The 21533-nt window shown below is 66.1% G+C and carries 21 protein-coding genes, 3 pseudogenes and 1 other annotated feature; of the genes and pseudogenes, 13 read left to right on the top strand and 11 right to left on the bottom strand.

What is annotated here, in order from left to right; genetic code table 11:
• Both ABMA10_RS04320 and ABMA10_RS04315 read left to right on the top strand, forming a co-directional pair.
• Positions 1–597 (top strand): energy-coupling factor transporter transmembrane component T family protein, encoded by a 597-nt coding sequence (locus ABMA10_RS04320; RefSeq protein WP_347867313.1) that lies wholly within the window; start codon positions 1–3, stop codon positions 595–597.
• Complete coding sequence (locus ABMA10_RS04315) at positions 594–923, top strand: CHY zinc finger protein (RefSeq protein WP_347867314.1); 330 nt, start codon at positions 594–596, stop codon at positions 921–923. Before ABMA10_RS04320 ends, ABMA10_RS04315 begins: the two co-directional genes overlap by 4 nt.
• A gap of 33 nt (positions 924–956) precedes the next feature.
• On the opposite strand, the gene ABMA10_RS04310 is transcribed toward ABMA10_RS04315, so the two are convergent.
• The 3 genes from ABMA10_RS04310 to ABMA10_RS04300 all read right to left on the bottom strand — a co-directional run bounded on the left by ABMA10_RS04310 (position 957) and on the right by ABMA10_RS04300 (position 3071).
• Positions 957–1301, bottom strand: coding sequence for a cupin domain-containing protein (locus ABMA10_RS04310; RefSeq protein ID WP_347867315.1), 345 nt, complete (start codon positions 1299–1301; stop codon positions 957–959).
• Positions 1302–1372: 71 nt separating this feature from the next.
• Entirely contained in the window at positions 1373–2617 is a 1245-nt protein-coding gene (locus ABMA10_RS04305; protein WP_347867316.1) for an RNA polymerase sigma factor, read from the bottom strand.
• Positions 2618–2645: 28 nt separating this feature from the next.
• A complete protein-coding gene (locus ABMA10_RS04300) occupies positions 2646–3071 on the bottom strand; it encodes a YciI family protein (protein WP_347867317.1) in 426 nt (141 codons plus the stop codon).
• A 174-nt stretch (positions 3072–3245) separates the two neighbouring features.
• Here ABMA10_RS04300 and ABMA10_RS04295 point away from each other — a divergent pair, with 174 nt between their 5' ends.
• Positions 3246–4358 (top strand): hypothetical protein, encoded by a 1113-nt coding sequence (locus ABMA10_RS04295; RefSeq protein WP_347867318.1) that lies wholly within the window; start codon positions 3246–3248, stop codon positions 4356–4358.
• Between the two features lie 59 nt (positions 4359–4417).
• On the opposite strand, the gene ABMA10_RS04290 is transcribed toward ABMA10_RS04295, so the two are convergent.
• The 3 genes from ABMA10_RS04290 to mobA are packed head-to-tail and all read right to left on the bottom strand — an operon-like array spanning position 4418 to position 6641.
• Positions 4418–5653, bottom strand: coding sequence for a molybdopterin molybdotransferase MoeA (locus ABMA10_RS04290; RefSeq protein WP_347867319.1), 1236 nt, complete (start codon positions 5651–5653; stop codon positions 4418–4420).
• Positions 5650–5931, bottom strand: a complete 282-nt coding sequence (locus ABMA10_RS04285) for a DUF6457 domain-containing protein (RefSeq protein WP_347867320.1) — start codon at positions 5929–5931, stop codon at positions 5650–5652. Before ABMA10_RS04285 ends, ABMA10_RS04290 begins: the two co-directional genes overlap by 4 nt.
• On the bottom strand, positions 5928–6641 hold the full coding sequence (gene mobA / locus ABMA10_RS04280) for a molybdenum cofactor guanylyltransferase (RefSeq protein WP_347867321.1): 714 nt from the start codon (positions 6639–6641) through the stop codon (positions 5928–5930). Before mobA ends, ABMA10_RS04285 begins: the two co-directional genes overlap by 4 nt.
• 90 nt (positions 6642–6731) lie before the next feature.
• Between mobA and fdhD the strand changes: the two genes are divergently transcribed.
• Together fdhD and ABMA10_RS04270 are read left to right on the top strand one after the other, a co-directional pair.
• Positions 6732–7634 (top strand): formate dehydrogenase accessory sulfurtransferase FdhD, encoded by a 903-nt coding sequence (fdhD, locus tag ABMA10_RS04275; RefSeq protein WP_347867322.1) that lies wholly within the window; start codon positions 6732–6734, stop codon positions 7632–7634.
• Entirely contained in the window at positions 7631–9940 is a 2310-nt protein-coding gene (locus tag ABMA10_RS04270; RefSeq protein ID WP_347867323.1) for an FdhF/YdeP family oxidoreductase, read from the top strand. The genes fdhD and ABMA10_RS04270 overlap by 4 nt, the downstream gene beginning before the upstream one ends.
• A gap of 18 nt (positions 9941–9958) precedes the next feature.
• Here ABMA10_RS04270 and ABMA10_RS04265 read toward each other — a convergent pair whose 3' ends face one another.
• The gene (locus ABMA10_RS04265) at positions 9959–10219 is read right to left on the bottom strand and encodes a hypothetical protein (protein ID WP_347867324.1); all 261 of its coding nucleotides are present in this window, start codon (positions 10217–10219) and stop codon (positions 9959–9961) included.
• Positions 10220–10795: 576 nt separating this feature from the next.
• Between ABMA10_RS04265 and ABMA10_RS04260 the strand changes: the two genes are divergently transcribed.
• From ABMA10_RS04260 to istB, 8 genes and pseudogenes are all read left to right on the top strand, one after another.
• On the top strand, positions 10796–11266 hold the full coding sequence (locus ABMA10_RS04260; protein WP_347867325.1) for a hypothetical protein: 471 nt from the start codon (positions 10796–10798) through the stop codon (positions 11264–11266).
• On the top strand, positions 11152–13041 hold the full coding sequence (locus ABMA10_RS04255) for a protein kinase domain-containing protein (protein WP_431031516.1): 1890 nt from the start codon (positions 11152–11154) through the stop codon (positions 13039–13041). The genes ABMA10_RS04260 and ABMA10_RS04255 overlap by 115 nt, the downstream gene beginning before the upstream one ends.
• Before the next feature lie 474 nt (positions 13042–13515).
• Positions 13516–13635, top strand: a complete 120-nt coding sequence (locus tag ABMA10_RS04250; RefSeq protein ID WP_414693624.1) for a SapB/AmfS family lanthipeptide — start codon at positions 13516–13518, stop codon at positions 13633–13635.
• 21 nt (positions 13636–13656) lie between these two features.
• The gene (locus ABMA10_RS04245) at positions 13657–13794 is read left to right on the top strand and encodes a hypothetical protein (RefSeq protein WP_347867326.1); all 138 of its coding nucleotides are present in this window, start codon (positions 13657–13659) and stop codon (positions 13792–13794) included.
• A 15-nt stretch (positions 13795–13809) separates the two neighbouring features.
• Positions 13810–14109 (top strand): annotated as a pseudogene (locus ABMA10_RS04240) (ATP-binding cassette domain-containing protein); the annotation flags it as partial.
• A 78-nt stretch (positions 14110–14187) separates the two neighbouring features.
• Positions 14188–15407 (top strand): IS3 family transposase gene (locus tag ABMA10_RS04235; RefSeq protein WP_431030710.1). Its coding sequence is split into 2 segments (ribosomal slippage): positions 14188–14467 and positions 14467–15407, totalling 1221 coding nucleotides; the frame shifts between segments, so codons are not numbered across the junction.
• Positions 14466–14579 (top strand) — a sequence feature (AL1L pseudoknot). Its footprint overlaps the gene before it by 114 nt.
• 188 nt (positions 15408–15595) lie before the next feature.
• The gene (gene istA / locus ABMA10_RS04230) at positions 15596–16852 is read left to right on the top strand and encodes an IS21 family transposase (RefSeq protein WP_347868913.1); all 1257 of its coding nucleotides are present in this window, start codon (positions 15596–15598) and stop codon (positions 16850–16852) included.
• On the top strand, positions 16849–17658 hold the full coding sequence (gene istB, locus ABMA10_RS04225) for an IS21-like element helper ATPase IstB (RefSeq protein ID WP_347868871.1): 810 nt from the start codon (positions 16849–16851) through the stop codon (positions 17656–17658). Before istA ends, istB begins: the two co-directional genes overlap by 4 nt.
• Before the next feature lie 68 nt (positions 17659–17726).
• Here the strand turns inward: istB and ABMA10_RS04220 are convergent.
• The 4 genes and pseudogenes from ABMA10_RS04220 to ABMA10_RS04205 all read right to left on the bottom strand — a co-directional run.
• A pseudogene (locus ABMA10_RS04220) lies at positions 17727–18562 on the bottom strand (IS3 family transposase); the annotation flags it as partial.
• A 166-nt stretch (positions 18563–18728) separates the two neighbouring features.
• Positions 18729–19763 carry a putative Ig domain-containing protein gene (locus ABMA10_RS04215; RefSeq protein WP_431031245.1) on the bottom strand — a complete coding sequence of 345 codons (1035 nt, stop codon included), beginning with the start codon at positions 19761–19763 and terminating at the stop codon, positions 18729–18731.
• A gap of 39 nt (positions 19764–19802) precedes the next feature.
• Positions 19803–19871: pseudogene (locus ABMA10_RS04210) on the bottom strand (hypothetical protein); the annotation flags it as partial.
• A gap of 267 nt (positions 19872–20138) precedes the next feature.
• The gene (locus tag ABMA10_RS04205) at positions 20139–21503 is read right to left on the bottom strand and encodes a serine hydrolase (RefSeq protein WP_431030718.1); all 1365 of its coding nucleotides are present in this window, start codon (positions 21501–21503) and stop codon (positions 20139–20141) included.
• Positions 21504–21533: the final 30 nt, after the last annotated feature.

Raw genomic sequence — 21533 nt, 5'->3', positions numbered from 1 at the left:
ATGATCACCCTCTACCGCCCGGGCAACGGCTGGTTGCATCGCCTCCCCGCCGGCCCGAAGGCGTTCGGCATCCTCGTCGTCGTGCTCGTCATCTCGCTGCTGCCCACCAGTTGGTGGACCGTGATGATCGCGGTCTCCGTCACCGTGCTCGGCTACCTCGCGTCGGGGCTCGGCCTCCGCGAACTCGGACGACAGGTGCTCCTCATCCGCTGGATCATCACGATCACCGTCGTCGGGCAGCTGATCTTCCTGGACGTGGAGTCTGCGCTCTCGAACACCTCGCGGATGATGGCGGCGATCCTGTTCGCCGCGCTGCTCGTGTTGAGCACGCGGGTCGGCGACCTGCTCGACGCCTTCGAGCGCGGGCTGCGGCCGCTCGGTCGGCTCGGTATCGATCCGGCGCGCATCGCACTCATGCTGGCGGTCGCGATCAACACGGTTCCGGTGCTGGCGCGTCTCGCGCTGAGCGTGCGGGAGGCGCAGCGTGCGCGTGGCACCAGGTCGAGCCTGTTCACCTTCGTCGTGCCGTTCCTGGTGGTGGCGCTGAAGCACGCCGACGAACTGGGCGACGCACTGACCGCCCGGGGTGTCCGATGAAGGGGGTCGCGCCGATCAGGGTCCTCGGCAAGACGGTCGATGACGAGACCCGCTGCGAGCACTACGCAACCGCCCTCGACGTCATCGCCATCCGCTTCGCCTGCTGCGGTGAGTACTACCCGTGCCACCTGTGCCACGCGGAGTGCGCCGACCATCCGGCCGAGCAGTGGCCTCGCGCCCGATACGACCAGAAGGCGATCCTCTGCGGCGTCTGTTCCACCGAGCTCACGATCGCGGTCTACCTCGACGTGGACGCCTGCCCGAGCTGCACCGCCCCGTTCAATCCCGGCTGCAAGCTCCACCGGGAGTACTACTTCGCGGGGTGACGGTCTCGCCGCTTCGGCGCGGGCGTCAGGCCATCACCGGACCGGACCGAGGCTCGAGTCGGTCGGCTCGCCCGCGGCGTCCCCCTTCAACTCGATGAGGATCGTCCTGGTCGGGGTGTGCCCGATGTTCTCACCCGCATGCCGTTGTGCCGGGAGCCAGACCGCGGTGCCCGCCTGCAACTCGGTGTCGAAGGTCCGTTCACCGAGCGACAGCCGGCGGGAGAAGTCGGTGAGCGCCACGAGCACCGAGTTGGGATGGTCGTGGGGAGTCGTCCGATCGCCCGGCTCATCGGTGTACTCGAGCACCCGGACGACGTCGTTCTCCCACAGGGTCCGATAGTGATCGGGGTTCGTCAGGGTCGGATCGTCGGAGATCATGTCGCGACCCTACGCCGCCCCAGATCCGACCGCAGACAATTCTCGTCTCCTCGCGGCGTCGCCCGGGAAGCTCAGGATTCCAACGCGGCCGCCTTCGCGAGGAGGACGTCGCGTTCGCGGGTGTTCGTCGCCAATCGCGCCGCAGCGAGCAGTTCCGACCGGGCCTCCTCCGCCCGCCCGAGCTTCGACAGGAGCTCGCCTCGGATACTCGGCAGCAGATGGGAACCGCGGAGCGCACCGTCGGTCCCGATGCGGTCGACGATGCGCAGCGCGTTCGCCGGTCCAGTCGCCATCGACACGGCGACCGCTCGACTGAGATCGACGATCGGGTTCGGTGCGATGCTCGCCAGCGCCTCGTAGAGCAGCACGATGCGATCCCAGTCCGTGTCGGCGAACCTCGGCGCGGTCGCATGGCATTCGGCGATCGCCGCCTGGAGCGCATACGGCCCCCGACCCCGACCCCGCGCGACAGCGTCCGCCCGTGCGAGAGCGACACGTCCTCGTTCGATCTGCGAATGGTCCCAGCGTCCACGGTCCTGGTCGGCCAGCAGGATCGGCGTCCCGTCGGGCGTCATCCGGGCGCCGAACCGCGACGCCTGGAACTCCATGAGTGCGACGAGCGCCTGCGCCTCCGGCTCGCGCGGCAGCAGTCCAGCCAGCACCCGTGCAAGGCGGAGCCCCTCGTCGGCGAGGTCGCGCCTGATCCACTGGTCGCCGGTCGTCGCCGCGTACCCCTCGGTGAAGATCAGGTACGCGACGCCGAGCACCGCACCGATGCGCTCACGCCACTCGCTCGCCTCGGGGACTTCGAACGCCACGTTCGCTGCGCCGAGCGTCGCCTTCGCACGGACGATCCGCTGCTGGACGGTCGCGACCGGTACGAAGAACATCCGGGCGATCTCGGCAGTCGACAGACCACCGACGATGCGCAGCGTGAGCGCGATCTGCGCCTCCCGACCGAGCACCGGATGGCATGCGGTGAACACCAGGCGGAGGATGTCGTCCTCGATCGGCTGCCACTCGTCGGCACCGGCGATGGACTCGTCGAGATCGTGCGCCAGGGAACGGTAGCGGTCATCGAGTCTGCGACGGCGGTCCCAGGTGTCGATCGCCTTCCGCTTCGCGACCGTGGTGAGCCAGGCGCCGGGGTTCGTGGGAACCCCGGCGGTCGGCCACTGGGTCAGCGCATCGGCCACTGCCTCCTGCGCGACGTCCTCCGCGAGGGAGAGGTCTCCGGTCATGCGGGCGATGGTGCCGATGATCTTCGCGCTCTCGATGCGCCAAACGGCGTCGACGGTGCGGACGGCGTCGGGCATCATCGGTCCATCTGCTCGGAGGAGCCCGTCACTCCTGCCCGTGCTCGGCCCGCCAGACGGCTTCGTTCTTGATGGCATCGGTGTCTGCGAAATCCGCGAAGTCGCTCATCTCCGTCACCCGACGGACCTCGAGCTTCGACCCGGCACCGAGCGGGGCGCGGCTCGCCCACTGCGCCGCCTCCTCTTTGGACGACACCTGGATGATCCAGAACCCGTTGAAGAGTTCGTGGATCTCACCGTAGGGACCGTCCGTCACCGCGGGCGTCTCCCCCGCGAAGTCGACGACGAAGCTGTCCGTCAGGTCGTCGGCCAGGCCTTCGCCGGCCAGCAGGACACCCGCGGACGCGAGCGCCTCGTTGTAGGCGCCCATCTTCTCGATGATCTCCTGGAACGGCACGTTCTCGTAGGCAGCCTTCGCCTCGGCCGTTGCGCGCATGATGAGCATGTACTTCATGGGAGTCTCCTTCAATCCTGAGGCCGCCGAATGCGTCCTCTTACTATGACGTCTCCTGGCGATCGCGGATATCGACATCGACTGGAACTTTTTTGTGAACACCTCTCGGCCGCGCACGCGCGACATCCGACCAGGTCCGTGCGGATTCCGGCGTGTGTCTCCAGAATGGGTTGTATGACGACTCAGACGCCCCAGGTCGTCGACACCCGACCGCTCGTCGCGCCCATCGATCGTTCCCGGCTCCGGGCCTTCCGTGCGACCCTGTCGTCCTCGGTGCGTCCCGGACTCGTGCAGGCGCTGTGGCAGTCGGTCGCCCTGTTCGTCGCCCCGGTGCTGTTGCTCGTCCTCTGGGCGACCCTCCTCGGCGATCGGTTGTTCGACACCGACACCTGGCGCGTCGACTGGAGCCTGCTCCTTCTGCTCGTGCCGTACGTCGTGCTGGCAGTGGCCATGGTGCTGCTCGGCCTCCGCGTGATCCGTCGCCGCAGCGGGGTCCGGCAGTTCCGGCTCGACGGCTTCGCTCGGGCGAACGGACTCGAGTACCGGCCGGAGGCGCCGTCACCCGTCCTGCCGGGAATGATCTTCAACCGCCCGGGTGAGACCACCTCTCGAGCCACCGACGTCCTCGTCCGCCGCACGACACCGCGACTGACGATCGGGAACCACACGGCGACGATCGGCACCGGGCGACAGGCGAAGGTGCACACCTGGGGCTACGTCGACATCCGCCTGGACGCCGTGCTCCCCCACATCGTGCTGGATGCCCGGGCGAACAACTCGATCCGGCGCCCTCGTCTGCCCGTGGCGTTCGCTCGGAGCCAGCGGCTCTCGCTCGAGGGCGACTTCGACCGCCACTTCGCACTGTACTGCCCCGACGGCTACGAGGCCGACGCCCTGTACCTGTTCACGCCGGACATCATGGCCCGGTTCATCGACACCGCCGCGTTGTTCGACGTGGAGATCGTCGACGACCACCTGTTCCTCTACGCTCCCGGCCAGCTGTCGACGCTCGACCCCGAGCGCTGGACCCGCGTCCTGGACGCCGTCGACGTGGTCACCAGGCGGGTCTCGCAGTGGGAGCGATGGCGTGACGAGCGCCTCCGCACCGAGCGCTCAGTGGCGTTGAGCGCCCGCGGCGCACCGACACTGACGGCCGTCCCCCGCGGCGTCGCGAGCGGCGGACGGCGGCTCCGGTTCCGCGCAGACTGGTGGTGGCTGCTGATGGTGCCCGTCCTCGGCTACGGCCTGTTCCTCAGCATCCGGGACGCCATCATGGGGTCCGGCTGAAGCTGGGCAAGGGCTGACGCCTCCAGGCCAGATCGAGGCCTACCAGGGCAGGTCGCCGCTCACCAGGGCAGATCGAGGCTCGGGATCGCGTCGCCCATCGCTGCTCCACCGGCGGGGCACACGAGCACGCCGTCGGCGTCGGCGAGGCCGCGAAGCATGGCCGCACCATGCCAGCGCGTCGGCTCCGCTGTGACCTCGAGCGCGCCCTCCTCCCGGATGGCGCGATACGGGCGGAGCGTCGTCGCTGAGCGCACCGGGTCGACCGCGGATGCCAGCGCGACACGGCGCAGGGCCGGAAGCGGTTGAGCCTGGAGACCGGCGAGCAGGGGGTGGACGAGTGTCAGGACGGTGAGGAGCGCGGCGAGCGGATTGCCGGGGAGGCACACGAACAGGCGACAGTCCGGGAGTCGGGCGAGGAGTGCAGGACCGCCCGGGCGGACGTCGATCCCGTCGACCAGGAACTCGGCGCCGGCGCCGCGCAGCAGGGCGCGGACATGGTCCGCTCGGGAGGCTCCCGTCCCGCCGGTCGTCACGATGACGTCGGTGGCACGGGACTCTGGGGATGCCTGGCCGAAGCCGATTCCCAAGGCCGCGGCGGTCGCGTCGCGTGCGTCGCCCACCCGCACGGTCCCGGAGATGACGCCGCCGAGCGCGGTGATCACCCCGGGGAGCGAGGGACCGAAGCTGTCGCGCACGCGTCCGGGCTCGGGCACCCCGTCCGTGACGACCTCGTCACCGGTGAGCACGAGCCCGATGCGCGGCCTCGGCAGCACCTCGACCGTGTCGAAGCCGCCTCCGGCCGCCACCGCGAGGTGCACGGGCCCCAGCCTCGTGCCCGCCGCGACAAGGGTCGATCCGGCCGCGGATTCCGTCCCGGCCTCGCGGATGTGTCGACCGGGGCGGGTCTCGTCCAATGGCGCCCGGGCGGCCGTCCGGAGGAGGGAAGCGCCGTCCACCGACGTGACGACGCCGTGCTCGCTCTGCAGGACGGCCGATGCTCCCGTCGGGATCAGGCCGCCGGTGAGCACCTCGACCGCCTCACCGGAGCCGATCCGATCCGACCGGGCGCGGTCTGCGCTGTCCCGGGCGAGGAGCCGCCACGGTCCCGGCCCGGCCACGGCCCAGCCGTCCATCGCGGACGACGCGTAGTGCGGGATGGGGATCGGCGTCAGGAGGTCCGCCGCCAGGACCCGGTCGAGTGCTCCGACGAGCGCGACACGCTCGGTGTCCGGAGAGCGGTTGTCGACGCCGACCGTATGGGCGAGTCGGCGCGCGGATGACCACGACGCCCTCATGTGCGTGCCGGGTCCGCTCGGTCGCTTGCGAGTCGCGCCACTGCGGCCGTCGCCTCCCGCGCGGCCACAGCCGGGTCGGCCCCGGTCGCGAGCGCCCGCCCGACAGCGACGCCGACGAGATAGGTGGTGAGCGGCGCTGCGGGGCGCCGGACGGCGTGGGCAGCCGTTCCCGCGAGACCGAGGACCGCGTCGATGTCGACGCCGATCTCGCCGAGGTCGAGTTCGACGGACACGAGCTCGGCCCACTCCGTCAGGACGGCGTGCAGGTCATCGGTCATGCTGATCCTTCGTTCGAGGTTCCGGGCAGGGTGGCTCCAGGAGTGGGCGCTGCTCCCGATTCCTCGGCGACGATCACGCCGAGCCGCTCGGCGTCCTCCCACGTGTCGACGTCGGCCGCGCCGCCGGGTGGCACTGTAACCGGCTGCAGCTCGAGCCCTGCGATGAGGTGACGCACGGGGAGCCCAGCGAGGTCGTGCCACTGACGGGCAGCACGAAGCCTCGTGATCTGGCCCTCGAGGCTCGCGACACGGTAGACGGCGAGGAGCTGCTGCGTGCGACCGGTCTCGTCGAGCGCGACCCAGCCGTCGACCCGGCGCTCATCGGCCGTCGTCGCTGCGGCGTGAGCGGCGGCATCGAGCACGGCTGCGAGCGCTGCCGACGCGAACGGCATGTCGCACGCGAGCACGACGACGAATTCGGCGGGTACTCCGTCGGCCTCGCGCAGTGCATCCAGTCCGGCGGCGATCGCTGCGGCCGGTCCACCGAACGCGGGTCGCTCGCGCGTGAATCGGACGTCCGCGGTCATCGAGTCGGTCGACTCCGAATCCCGATCCTCCGGCCCCACCACGACGATCCGCCCTCCGGCGGGCCGGGCCGCTGCGATCGCGTGCTCCAGGAGGGTGCGCTCGTCCCGCACCAGCGATGCCTTCGCGACACCGCCGAGACGGGAGGATCGCCCCCCGGCGAGCACGATCACGTCGGCGAACATGCGTCCAGCCTAGGCCGCCTGCCACCAGGCACAACCGGCTCTCTCCGGCGCGACCTTGCCCTTGCACCCGGGTGGTGATAGCCATGGACCATGAGCCGCATCATCGCGCGCAGACGCGTCACCCGCATCACCGTCGGGCAACCGGCGCGCAGCCGCGAGGACGTCCTCGCCGTCGAGGAGCCCCTGGAGATCCGCGTCGGCGGGCACTCGCTCGCCATCACGATGCGCACCCCCGGCCACGACGTCGATCTGGCGATCGGATTCCTCGTGTCGGAGGCCGTGATCGCCCGCGGCGACGAGGTCCGCACAGCCCGCTACTGCGCCGGAGCGACCGATGACGGCGAGAACACCTACAACGTCCTCGACATCGCCCTCGCGCCCGGCGTCCCGGCCCCCGATCCGAGCCTCGCACGCAACTTCTTCACCACCAGCTCGTGCGGCCTCTGCGGCAAGGCGAGCATCGACGCCGTCCGCACGACATCGCGCTACGAGGTGCAAGACGATCACTTCGTCATCGATCCCGCGCTCCTGATCACCTTCCCGGATCGTCTCCGCGCACAGCAAGCCGCTTTCGAACGGACAGGCGGGCTGCACGCTGCAGCCCTCTTCGATGCGCGGACGGGTGAGATGCTCGTCCTCCGCGAGGACGTCGGCCGCCACAACGCCGTCGACAAGGTCGTCGGCTGGGCCGCCAAGGAAGGGTTGCTCCCTCTGCGGGGCATGGTCCTCATGGTGTCCGGGCGGGCGAGCTTCGAACTCATGCAGAAGGCCTCGATGGCCGGCATCCCGATGCTGGCGGCGGTGTCGGCACCATCGTCGCTCGCCGCCGAACTCGCCACGGAACTCGGGATCACCCTCGTCGGCTTCCTGCGTGGCGACTCGATGGTCGTCTACAGCGGCGCGCACCGGCTGGGCGATCCGGTCTCGTCGTCCGACGTCGAGGACGACGACCGGGGATCACCCACCTCATTGCAGACCGGAGCCAACGCATGAGTACCGAACCGCCCGTCGACGACGTCACCGACGACGGCATCCGCATCTCTCACCCCGAGCACGTCGCCGTCGGTCTCCCGGGCATCTTCCACTCGATGGAACCGGCGCTCCGGCAGCTGGGCCCGAAGCGGACGGCCCAGCTGCTCACCTCGATCAACCAGCGCGGCGGGTTCGACTGCATGAGCTGCGCCTGGCCTGATCCCGATCACCGCAAGAAACTCGAGTTCTGCGAGAACGGCGCGAAGGCGGTCATCTGGGAGGCCACCCCGATCGTCGTTCCGAGCACCTTCTGGGCGGAGCACTCGCTCACCGACCTCGCCGAGAAGTCGGAGTACTGGCTCGGCATGCAGGGGCGTCTCGCGGAACCCGTCTACAAGCCGGCGGGCTCCGACCACTATCGGCCGGTGACCTGGGACGAGGCGTTCGCGATCGTCGGTGAGCAGTTGCGCGGCCAGGACTCCCCCGACCAGGCCGCGTTCTACACGAGCGGTCGTGCGTCGAACGAGGCCGCGTTCGCCTACCAGCTGTTCGTGCGCGCGTTCGGCACGAACAACCTTCCCGACTGCTCGAACATGTGCCACGAGTCGACCGGGACCGCGCTCGGCGAGGTGATCGGCATCGGCAAGTCGACGGTTCGCTACGACGATTTCGAGCAGGCGGACCTCATCATCGTGATGGGCCAGAACCCCGGCACGAACCACCCGCGGATGCTCACGGCACTCGAGGACGCGAAGCGGGCCGGCGCGACGATCGTGTCGGTGAACCCGCTCCCCGAAGCTGCGCTCGAACGCTACAAGAACCCGCAGACGGTACGCGGGATGGTCGGGCGCGGCACGGTCATCTCGGACCAGTTCCTGCAGATCCGGCTCGGCGGCGACATGGCGCTCCTGCAGGCCGTGTCTAAACGAGTACTCGACGCCGAGGCAGCGGCCCCCGGCACCGTGCTCGACGCTGACTTCTTGGCCGAACACTGCCTGGGGCTCGAGGAGCTCACGGCGCACCTCGCGACGCTCGACGAAGCCGAGGTCCTCGAAGCCACCGGCCTGACGAGCGGCGAGATCGACGAACTCGCGGATCGGTACATCGCCTCGAACGCCACGATCGTCACGTGGGCGATGGGGTTGACCCAGCACAAGGCCGCCGTGAACGGCATCAAGGAGATCATCAACCTCCTGCTCCTGCGCGGCAACATCGGGAAGCCCGGCGCCGGCGCCTCACCGATCCGCGGGCACAGCAACGTGCAGGGCGACCGCACGATGGGCATCTGGGAGCAGATGCCGGAGGTCTTCCTCGACGCGATGGAACGCGAGTTCCACGTGTCGATGCCGCGCGAGCACGGTGTCGACGCGGTGAACGCGATCAGGGCGATGCAGCGCGGCGAGATCCGCACCTGGGTGTCCCTCGGCGGGAACTTCGTCGCGGCGATCTCCGACACGGCTGCCGCTGAGGCGGCGATGCGCGGCACCGCCCTGTCCGTGCAGATCTCGACGAAGCTCAACCGTTCGCACGCCGTGACCGGGGACGCGGCGATCATCCTCCCGACCCTCGGTCGCACTGAGATCGACCTGCAGGCGAGCGGCCCGCAGATGGTCAGTGTCGAGGACTCCGTCTGCGCCGTCCACGCCTCGCACGGACGCATCCCGCCGGCAGCTCCCGGCCTGCTGTCGGAGGTTGCGATCGTCACGAGGCTCGCACGTGCGACGCTGGGCGAGGACTCGGGGATCGCGTGGAAGGAGTTCGAGGACGACTACGACACCATCCGCGAGCACATCGGCCGTGTCGTCCCCGGCTGTGAGGGCTACAACGAGAAGATCCGTCGCGAGGACGGCTTCGTCCTGCCGAACGGGCCGCGCGACTCCCGGACGTTCACGAACGTGCAGGGCAGGGCGCTCCTCACGGTGAACCGGCTCGAACCGCTGCGCTGCCCGCCCGGCCGACTGTTGCTGCAGACGCTGCGCTCGCACGACCAGTTCAACACGACGATCTACAGCCTGAACGACCGGTACCGCGGCATCAAACAGGGTCGGAACGTCATCTTCGTGAACCCCGACGACCTCGCCGAGCTCGGCCTCTCCGACGCGCAGTCGGTCGACGTCTTCAGCGAGTGGCCCGGGCAGCCCGACCGTGAGCTCCGCGGTTTCCGTGTCGTCGCCTACCCGACGGCCCGTGGGTGCGCCGCGGCGTACTTCCCCGAGGCGAACGTCCTCGTCTCGCTCGACTCGACCGCCGACCGCAGCAACACCCCGGTGTCGAAGGCCATCGTGGTACGTCTGGAACCAGCGGCTGTGCCTGTCGTCGCTCCCTGAACCGCCTGCACGGTGGGGTCAGTCGTAGGCGCGCAGCAGCTGCCAGCGCCCGCGCCCGATGTCGAGGCGGACATCGAAGACGAAGGTGCGACCGTCTGCGGACGTCGCTTGGAAGCGCCAGGCGGGTGCCGGTGCCGGCGGGTGGGTGAGGAATGCGACGTTCGGCTCGAGCGGCGTCGGTGTGTCCGTCACCGTGTACCGGGCACCCTCCCAGAACAGCCGCTCGGGCACGCCCCCTGGTGTCGTCCAGACGGCGATCTCCGTACTCGTGATCAACATCCGTGGCCTCCCATCATTCGAACACATGTTCGATAAACAGTGAGCCTAACCCGACTTCCGACGACACGCCAGCGCCAACCCGGGGCTTCCCGGAGAATGCGCGTGAACGAGCACGTCTTGGGACTGCACGCTCGCAAGGGTGTCGGCGCGCGATTGTTCATTGAGCGAGCGAAACGGCGTCTTGCCGAAGCGCGTATCACCATCGAGGCGTGCTAACCATCTGTACATCCAACAAAACTTACTCTTGTACTCCAGATGCTTAACGTTGTAGCGTGGCGCCCAGGGCCGACGTGCTCATGGGCCAGTGGAAGGAATCGTCAAAGATGAAGAAACCCGTCTCGGCTACAGCGGCAGCCGCTGTCATGGCGCTTGCCTGATGGACACGGCCTACCTCGAGTACTGCTACGCAGACCCGCACTTCTATGACCTGATCGACGTCGAACACGGACGACGCGGACCAGTGGCGCAGAATCTTCGGTTGCCGAGCGCGATCGACTGGGCCTCCTGGTCTTCGATCGACGCAGGAGGATGGCGTTACATGTCTCCCACTGCGAGCCAGGAGATGCCGCACCAGGGGTGGAAGATCCACTGCTCGGCCAGGTCGAGAATGCCCAACGGATTCTCGATGCCGTCGTCGCTTGCTGCGAGTTCCACAACGTGGCATTCAAGTTCCTGCCCTCATTGAGGCATCTCATTCGGTCGAACATGAAATACGCTCCTCGCGGTTCCAGCGGAAAATTCGTCACCATATATCCGACAACGGATGGTCAAACAGAAGCCCTCCTCCGCGAACTCGACATGACCATCGGCGGCGAAGTCGGCCCGTACATTCTGAGCGATCTGCGCTATAACGAAGGGCCGCTATACATCCGGTACGGAGCATTCAGGTCCGACTTCGTGCGTGACGATCTTGATGATCTCGTGCCTGCGATCTGCCGGCCAGACGGCACGCTCGAGCCCGACCTGCGGAAGGTAGAGATGCGATCACTCGCCTCAGGCAGGAAGCAAGCGTCCTGGAACAGTTCCGCGATCACCCCAACGTCGTGACACTGCATTCCACATTCGAGCAATCGGGTCATCTCTTCCTCGTCGAGGAGTACGTGGATGGACGCACCCTCAACGCGGAGCTTGTGCAACGAAATCGCCTGATTCGGGCCGATGAAACGCCGACGGACCGCATGGAGTACCGGGATTGGGCGCTCTCGCTCATGGTCGAGATCGAAGGTGCACTGCGGAGTTTCCATGCAGCCGGGATCGTGTTCGGCGATCTCCACCCAAACAACATTCTCATCACCCCCGCCGGTCGACCAGTCTTCATCGATTTCGAAATGTCCTACGGCGTCGACGACCAGAACATCACCCCGGCCGGCGCTCCCGGATTCGTCGCGAACGACGGGCGCATCGGTGTCGCGGCAGACCTCTACGCCCTCGGCTGCACCATGTTGAGCGTGTTCCTCCCATTGACCGTGCTGATCCCCCTTGACTCTCTGAAGCTTCAGCACCTGGTCCATCGCGCTCGCGACATGTTCGATCTACCGGAAGATTACTGCCGCGCGATCCTTCAATTCGTCGGCAGCACGCGGGACAGTCCCGGCAGCATCGTCGCAGCGACCACTCGATCCGTCATCGAGAAGTGGAGCATCGATTCCTTCTCAGGTATCGACGAGATTCTTGAGCTGATAGAGGATGGCATCCGGGAGAGTTCCACTTTGTGGCGCAAGGACCGCGCTTTCCCCGGCGACCCTCGCCAGTTCACCGAGAACGCAGTCGGCATCGCACACGGCGCCTGCGGGAATCTCCTAACGACATCCCTCGATGAACGCTCTCTCCGGAAAACTCTTGATTGGATCGAGGACAGCGTTGCCGCGCTCACGCAACCGGCTTTCGGTTTCTACGACGGCATTGCCGGCATCGCACACACGCTTCGACACTTCGGGCGGCACGATGCCGCCGACGCCCTCGTTACCCGGCTGACCGGGATCGACTTCAGTCTGCTGCCCTCGGAGCTCTATGGAGGGCTCGCGGGCATCGGGATCTTCTTCATGGACGAAGCCACGCGACGACCCACCAGCGGACTTGACGCCGCGATCGAAACCATCAGGGCGTTGCTATCTACTCGGCTCGACCAAGGAGTCACCTATCTGACTGAGGTGGATGGGGTACGCTCGGCGGCGACGGGCAAAGCCGGACTCATGCACGGCGCTACTGGACACGCCCTCTTTTGGATTTGCAGTTTCGAGCGCGATCATGACCCGACAGATCTTGTGCGCGCCAGAACCGCGCTTAACATCGATCTGTCGGCATGCACGCTTGTCAACGATGGCTCCCTGCAGCTCAACGAGGGATGGCGAACCCTCCCCTACATCGGCACCGGCTCGATGGGCGTCGGACTGGTGTTGCTCCGACTCACCGGCTACGCGCCCGAGCCTCACGACGCCGACACTCTCCGCTCCATCCTCCGCTGCGCCACTCCTGCGTTCGCGATTCAGTCGAACCTCCTCAACGGACGTGCAGGATTTCTCTACTTCGTCACAACGATCCTGCAATCGCCGTTCGCCCACCTCGTTGACGTGGGCGAAGCACGCCGGCACGCACAAGAACTGGGAACCTTTGCTGTGCTGCGAGGGACAGGAATTCATTTTCCCGGAGAGCAGATCATTCGACTGTCAACCGACTGGGCGACAGGTTCTGCAGGTGTCTACGCCGCCCTCAAGCGATACCGCGACGTCGCGTTCCCACATCCCGAAACATCCCCAGCTGCCCTGCCATTTATCGGACTCGACCGCCAGCTGTTGACGGCCCGAGAAGAGGAGAAGAAATGAAATTCGTCCTGGCGCTCCAATCAGCATCGCCAGACCGCCGAGCGATCAGTCCGAGCACCGCGTCCGAGGTCGCGTGTATCAGCAACTGGAGCTGGGCATTCTGCTGACCCGACCCACTTTTTCAGACCTCGAACCGATCACCTCATCATCAGGAGCCATCAATGGGATTCGTCCTCACCCTGCAACGCAGCACCACCCACCGTGCCGAGCACGATCAGAGGATCAGCCTCATGAGCCTCATCGGCTGCGCCAGCACGTTCAGCATCGGAATCTGCTAGTTCTCATCACCCAGACAAGGAGCTACACAATGTTCGTCCTGCAGCTACAAACGTTCGACAGCTCGCACGGAGCCGGCAGCCGTGGACCAAGCACCTGGAGCTGGGCCTTCTGCTGGAGCACCACGAGTTCCGTCGTGTGCTAACCCTTCGAACATCCCCCCTGAACCTGCCTCACCAGCTACAGAACGGAACAACAATGTCCCATCTTCTCAATCTCCAGACACTGAAGTTTGCCGAGAAATCGGAGGCCCGCACCGTGACCAGCACCGCCAGCCTCGCCCTCTGCGGAAGCAGCATCAGCTTCGTTTTCTGCTGATCACATTTGAAAGGAACCGCGATGAACTACGTCCTCTCCCTCCAGGAGTCCACCGTCACGCAGAACTCCGGTGGCGGTCGCTCATGCAACGTCGCCAGCTTGGTTAGCTGCTGGGTGTGCTCCGTCAGTCTCGCCAGCATCGTCCTCTGCCTCGGCTAGCGGTAAGCCGCTGCCATGACGACAATCCGCCTTACCGCAATCACGAAACATTACGGCCGCCACCAGGTGCTTCAGGACGTGACCTTGAGCGCCAAACCGGGCCGGGTTACCGCGCTGCTCGGTCCGAACGGCTCGGGAAAAACCACCACAATCAAAGTCCTGCTTGGCCTGACGCGCGCCAACGCGGGCTCTGCACGCTTTGACGATCTCACATATGCGCAGCTCCCGCGCCCTAGCGCGTCTGTCGGGGTGCTCCTCGAATCCAGTGGCCTTCACCCCGGGATGACTGCGCAACAACACCTCCATATTGCGGCGCGCGCAGCACGCGCGCCCCTCGAACTGTCTTGCCCTTGGTTTGATGGAGACTCTGATCGTCCTGAAAGGATGAGGAGTATGCCAGCTTTGAGGAAGTACCCGGCGGAATTGAGAGAGCGTGCAGTGCGCCTTGTGTTCGAGGCGCGTGATGCGGATGGGGGCCGCCGTGGTGTGTGTACCAGGATCGGCCGGCAGCTTGGTGTCCCGTCGGACACGTTGCGTGGCTGGGTCCAGCGCGCCGAGGTCGATGGGGGTCTGCGTTCGGGGACGTCCACTGATACTGCGGTTCGCCTGGTCGAGGTGGAGCGTGAGGTGAGGGAGTTGCGGCGGGCGAACGCGATTTTGCGGAGCGCGTCGGCTTTCTTCGCGGCGGAGCTCGACCGCCCACACAGCAGATGATCGCCTACATCGATGAACACAAGGAAGAGTTCGGGGTCGAGCCGATCTGCAGGGAACTGCCGATTGCCCCGCAGACGTACTATGCCGCGCGGTCTCGGCCGCCCTCGCAGCGGTCCGTCAGTGACGAGGACACCGTGGTGAAGGTCCGTGCCGTGCACCAAGCGAACTATGGCGTCTATGGCGTCCGGAAGGTCCATGCGCAGCTGCGTCGCGACGGCCACCGGGTGGCCAGGTGCACGATCGAGCGGCTCATGCGTCGGGAGGGTCTCCGCGGGATCTCGCGGGCCAAGGGGCCACGCACGACGATCCCTGGGCCATTCACGGATCGTCCGGGGGACCTCGTTGACCGACGGTTCACCGCACCGGCACCGGACTGCCTCTGGGTTGCGGACATCACCTACATTCGGACGTTCTCCGGCTGGGTGTATGCCGCGTTCGTATTGGACGTGTTCTCCCGCCGGATCGTGGGCTGGCAGCTCTCCACAACCATGCACACCGAGCTTGCCCTCGATGCTCTCGAGATGGGCATCTGGACGCGGCAGCGTGCCGGCCGGGACCTGTCACAACTTGTCCACCACTCGGATCGCGGAGTCCAATATCGTGCCGTGCGCTACACCGACCGCCTCGCTGAGGCAGAAGCAGTCGCCTCGGTTGGGTCCAAGGGCGACAGCTACGACAACGCGATGGCCGAGGCGCTGAACTCTCTATTCAAGGCCGAACTGATCCGCAACCTCGGCCCGTGGAAGGGGATCGACGAGCTCGAGATCGCGGTCGCGGAATACATCGACTGGTACAACCACCGCCGACTCCACGGCGAGATCGGACACATCCCACCCGTCGAAGCCGAGAACAACTTCTACACGCAACTGCCCACCATCACCGTGATGGAACGGGTCTAACCGAGCCTCTACCAAACCCGGGGCTTGACAAACGCATCGATCAGGTGCTTGCCACAGTCGGATTGAATGCACAGAAGCAGACACGCATCCGCCGGTATTCCCTCGGAATGAAGCAACGTGTTGACGCCGAAGTAGAACGGACCCTGTAGCGCCAGGTTGGATTGGACCCCCTAGCTCAAGCTAGGAGGATGATTTCAGTGGATACGTGGGCAGAGATTCGGCGGTTGCATCGTTCTGAGAAGGTTCCGATCAAGCAGATCGCGAGGGATCTTGGGATCGGGCGGAACACGGTCCGTCGGGCGTTGCGGGGTGAGGATCCGCCGGATCGGTCGCGGGGTCCGCGGGGTTCGAAGATCGATGTCTTCGTGCCGCAGATCCGTGCGCTGTTGATGGAGTATCCGAAGATGCCGGCGACGGTGATCGCGGAGCGTGTCGGTTGGACGTTCTCGCCGTCGTTGTTTCGGGAGCGGGTGTCTGAGCTGCGGCCGGAGTATCAAGGCATCGATCCCGCGGATCGGCTCTCGTATCAGGCGGGTGAGGTGATCCAGTGTGATCTGTGGTTCCCTGAGGCGCGAGTTCCCGTCGGCGGGGGCCAGGATCGTGTCTTGCCGGTGTTGGTGATGGTGTCCGGCTTCTCCAGGCGGATCGAGGCGATTATGCTGCCGTCTCGGCAGGGCGGTGATCTCACTGCGGGTATGTGGTCGCTGCTGCAGAGGTTCGGCGGGGTGCCGAAATCGTTGCTCTGGGATCGAGAGGCTGCGATCGGCGGGTTGGGCAAGCCCACCGTCCTCGCGGCGACGTTCGTGGGGACGCTGGCGACCAGGCTGCGTTTGGCCCCGCCACGAGACCCGGAGACGAAGGGCATCGTCGAGCGCGCGAACCGCTTTCTGGAGACCTCGTTCCTGCCCGGCCGGATTTTCCAAGACCGAGATGACTTCAACGCCCAGATGACGACCTGGTTGGAGACCAGAGCGAATCAGCGGAAGGTCCGTGCGATCGCTGCCCGTCCCGTCGAGCTCGCTGTCCCTGACCGGGCGGCGATGCTCCCACTTCCGGCGAAGCCCCCTGTCACTGGTCTCACGCATCGGATCAGACTGGCCCGGGATTATTACGTCCGTCTCGATGGGAACGACTATTCCGTCGATCCTCGGTTCATCGGCCGATTCGTCGATGTTCGCGCGACGCTTGATGACGTCACGATCTCCTGCGCCGGACAGGCCGCGGGACGGCATGCCCGGTCGTTGCGCAACGGGATGACGATCACCGATCCCGGGCACGTCACCGCGGCGGCGAAGCTACGCGCCCACTACCAACGGCCCAAGCCCTCCGGGGTTCGTGAGCACCCGGACGGGCATCGGGTCCAACTTCGGGCGCTGTCCGACTACGACGCCTTATTCGGCGTCGATTTCACCACCAAAACCGAATACGAGAAAGAAGCACGATGACCTCCAAGAGCAGCACGATCGACGCTCCTATTCCGAAGACCACCGAGCAGGTTGCATCCAAGATCGCCTATCTCGCCAGAGCTCTCAAGACCCCGACGATCGGGCGGGTCTGGGAAGACCTCGCGGACCGCGCCAGGGTCGAGAACTGGGCGCATGAGGAATATCTCGCAGCCGTCCTTGAACGCCAGCTCGCGGACCGTGAATCCGCCGGGACGACGATGCGGATCCGGACCGCGCACTTCCCCGCAGTCAAGACCCTCGAGGACTTCAATCTCGATCACCTCCCGTCTCTGCGTAAAGACGTCCTCGCGCACCTCGCGACGTCGACGTTCGTCGCGAAAGCAGAGAACGTGATCCTGCTCGGCCCGCCCGGGATCGGGAAGACGCACCTCGCGATCGGGCTCGGCGTCAAAGCCACCCACGCCGGATACTCCGTCCTCTTCGACACCGCGAACAACTGGATCGCGAGACTCGCGGCCGCCCACCACCAGGGGCAGCTCGAGGCCGAGCTGAAGAAGATCCGCCGCTACAAACTCATCATCATCGACGAAATTGGCTACATCCCCTTCGACCAGGACGCCGCGAACCTGTTCTTCCAACTCGTCGCATCTCGCTACGAGCAAGGCTCGATCATGGTCACCTCGAACCTCCCGTTCAGCCGCTGGGGTGAGACGTTCGGCGACGACGTCGTCGCGGCAGCGATGATCGACCGCCTCGTCCACCACTCCGAAGTCCTTACCCTCTCCGGCGACTCCTACCGCACCCACGGCCGCCGCGACCTCATCAAGCAGACAGAGAAGAACTAAGCTCAACCAACGAAGAGGGGTCCACCCCAGACCGGCGCAAAGGGGTCCGTTCTAGCTCGGCGCTAACACCCCACGACCATCCGGCTGAACGCGTCGATGATGAAACAGACGTAGGCAACGCCCGCCCACGTCGGCACGAACGTCAGATCCGTCACCCAGAGCCGGTTCGGGGCTGTTGCGGTGAACTCTCGTTTCACCAAATCCGGATACCTCGCCGAGGCCGGGTCGGTCCTGGTCGTCTTCACTCGCTTCGACCTCGTCGCTCCCTCGATGCCCGCAGCACGCATCAGCCGGCCCGTCTGATCTCGCCCGATACTGAGCCCCGCGCGGAGGGCGCTCTTCCAGAGCTTGCGGACACCATAAACGCGATAGTTGTCTTCCCAGAGCGTGACAAGCTCGGGCGTGAGGGCAGCATCGCTGAGTGATCGCGCCGACGGAGCGCGGTCTTTCGCGGCGTAATACGTGCTCGGAGCCACCTGCAAGAGTGCGCAGATGGGCTCGACTCCGAGCGGGCGACCTTCGACGACGTCGTTCTTGTTCGCGTCGATGAACGCGACTACTTCCGGTGTTGGCGGTCGAGCTCCGCCCCGAAGAAAGACGCTGCCCGCTTCAGAATCTCGTTCGCCCGCCGCAACTCGCGGTTCTCCTGCTCAAGCTCCCGCAGCACCCGACGCGCCTCCGCCGTGCTCACACCCGCGACGTGCCCGTCGTCGACGTCGGCCTGCTTCACCCAGGTCCGCACCGACTCGATCCCGTAACCGAGCTGCGTCGCGACGCGCTGCACCGTCCCGTGCTCGGTCCCCAGCTCTGCCCGCAGCGTCCGCACCATCCGGACCGCGGCGGCCTTTTCTTCCGGTGAATACCGACGCGCCGTCGGCTTCCCAGATCCCTGATTCGACACCATGACTCCATCCTCGTTTCCAAGGTCAGGAGTCTCCAACAAACTCAGGGCGCTTCACTCGGCCGCGGCGCGGTTGTTTCCGAAATGATGCTGCGCGAATCTGTGAAGTCACAGAGGCTTGCGGAAACCAGAACGGTTCCTCAAGCCCCCGCAACAAACACAAACGGGCCTAGGCGTCGTGTAGTTCCTGCGCCAGTCGTGCGCGGCGTTTGCGGCTGAGGATCGTGAGTGCGGACCCAGCAGCAAGGAGCAGCAGGACACTGCCGGCGATCCACGGAAGCCCGTCAACACCGGTGGCCGCGAGAGCACCCGCGTTCCCGGTGGTGGGGTTCGTGGTTGCACCGCCGCCTGTGCCGCCATTACCGTTGCCGCCCGGGGGCGGGTCAGCGACAACTCGCAGCGTGTGCGCGGAGCTCTCGGAGGTCAGCCCTCCATCGCTTGTGGCGAGGACCGTGAACGAGAATGATCCGGTTTCAGTAGGCGTCCCAGTAAGCACCCCTGTAGGGCTGAGTGTCAGTCCTGCAGGAAGGGTGCCAGCGGTGACCGAGTACGACACCGAGTTGCCCACGGCTTGGAACGTGTAGGCGTAGGCGACACCCTTGGAAGTACTCGCCGGTGGGCTGTCCTCCACGAACACGGGCACCTCATCGGCCTTGATCGTGATCGGTGCCGTCTCTGCCGTAGTGCGCGTGGAACCAGTCGCGACAGCAGTGAACGTGAAATCATCCTCGCGGGTCGGAGTCCCGGAGAGCACGCCTTCAGGCGACAGCGTCAGACCGTCCGGGAGGGTCCCGGAACCAACCGTGAACGTGGGGTTCTCGGATGCGGTGAACGTGTACGAGTACGGCTCACTGACCGTGGCCAACGCTGGTGGAGAAGTCGCCCCGAACACCGGCGCGGGGGCAGGCTGGCTTCTTATGGCCAGACTGTGTCCACCGCCGGCTGAGATCGCGGTCACATCACTCATCGCAGCCGCCGGAACAGTAGCTTGCCCGTACGAGTTGTCACCCCAGGCGATCACAGACCCATCCGCCTTCAACGCCAAACTGTGCAGGCCAGCAGCAACGGCGGTGACATCACTCATCGCGGCCGCCGGCACAGCAGTCAGCTCGACCGCGTCGTAGCCCCAGGCGATTACGGGCCCGTCAGCCTTCAAGGCCAAATTATGAAAGGTGCCGGCCGAGATCGCGGTCACATCACTCATCGCAGCCGCCGGAACAGTGGCCCACCTGCCCTCGTTCTGACCCCAAGCGATCACGGACCCATCAGCCTTCAACACCAGATTGTGCCCATTGCCAGCCGATGCGCGGATAACGTTTAGTTACGACCGTTTGGGAGTTCGAGCGGCGGCAGCGCCGCACCCACGATCCTGCCTAAGTAAGCCCGCCTGTGGGTGTCCGCGTTCGGCGCCGAGAGGGTAGAATTTCATGTAGTCGTAAACCTCGCGCTTTAGGCCGTAGACGAACGACGCCCGCTCCTCTTCGGCTGGCTGCTCGGCCTTGAGCGTCGGCTGAACCGACGTGATGATGAGCGTCTGCGAGTGCTGCGAACGACACCGTTCCGGCAGGAATGTCCGGTATCAGTGGTCCGCGAGCAGCACCGCGGCATTCATGCCCAAGTACAGCACGCTGTACTGTGCGAGGTATTCGTCGTCGGAGTGGGTTGCCGACTGTGCAACCACGACGTACGTTGCGTCGGCATCCTTCAGCAGCCAGCTGCCACCCATGACACCGATCGATGAACCGCCCTTGAACGCCACGGAGTCCCAGTCGTCGGCCGTCTCGAGTGCAGGGTTCGCTGTGAGGATTCTCGCGAGCGGAGCACCGGCTTCAGTGTCTCCTGCCTGATCGAGCGCGAGATGCGCGCGGGCAAGATCGGCGGCCGAGAAGAACCAGTCGAGATCGTCCTCCCACACAGGCACGGTCACATCGGTCACCGACGTCGTGAGTGGCGCGGCCGCCACCCGCTTCAGTAGTGCTTCGCGGCCCGCATCATCGGCGGCGGCCCACTGCCCCCGTAGGGTCTCGTCACCCCATCCGATCTGGAAGAGGGCCCGCGTCGAGAGCAGCGGCGTCGTGCGGTCGGCGCCATCGGGCGCGTGCTCGGTGATCTGGGCGTCGACGGCAGCCGCGCCCACCGCCTCGATCAGCAGATCGGCGGCGGTGTTGTCACTGATCGAGATCATGCCGAGCGCGGCCTCCTCGACGGTCACCTCGGTGCCATCTGGCTCCTTCTGCAGCACCCCGCTTGGCAGGCTGCGCGTGGCATCGGACAGGATGAGCGTGTGGTCCCAGGTGAGCGTGCCCTGCTCGACGGCGTCGACGACCGCGAGCAGCACGAAGAGCTTGAACATCGAGCCCGACGGTTGCGCTCCCTTGAGGTCACCACCCGAGAAAGTTGGGTCAGTGACGTCGCCGCTAGTGACGTCGAACACCGACACTGCCACGGGTGCCCCGATCTCCTCGATGCGCTCCGTGAGCTCATCCCAATTTGCGGCAGGCTCGGGGATTTCCGGTGCCGCCTGCACGGCGAAGCTCGTGAGCAAGCCAGCATCGTCGAGACTCACGCTGAGCATGTACGCGTTGCCTCCTGCCTCGACACGCGTGCCTGCGGTGGCGCCCCTCTTCTGGTACTCGAGCACCTTGTAGGGTGCCAGGGTCTGCAGTGACTCGAACGCCGCCACGAGATCGGCCGGCGTGCCGATCTGCGCGATCGCCTCGGGCGCGAAGCGCTCCTCGATGTCGGTGACGGTCACGTCAGTCTCGCCCTGGATGATGGCCAGCGCCCAGGTCGTGACCTCGCCCAACGGCGAGTCAGGGATCTCGACGACGGAGGCCAACTGGTTCGCTGACGCGCTCGGAACAGAACGGGGTGCCGTGCAGCTGGTCGCTCCGAGCGCGACAGCGACCGCTACAGCGACGATTGATGAGAGGCGCTTGATCATGCAACTATCCCAGCCTCTTCCGGGCTTGTC

The organism is Plantibacter sp. RU18 (assembly GCF_050613355.1).
Classification (GTDB): Bacteria; Actinomycetota; Actinomycetes; order Actinomycetales; family Microbacteriaceae; genus Plantibacter.
Note: the sequence above shows the minus strand (reverse complement) of the source record. Positions and strands in the feature narration are given on the sequence as shown.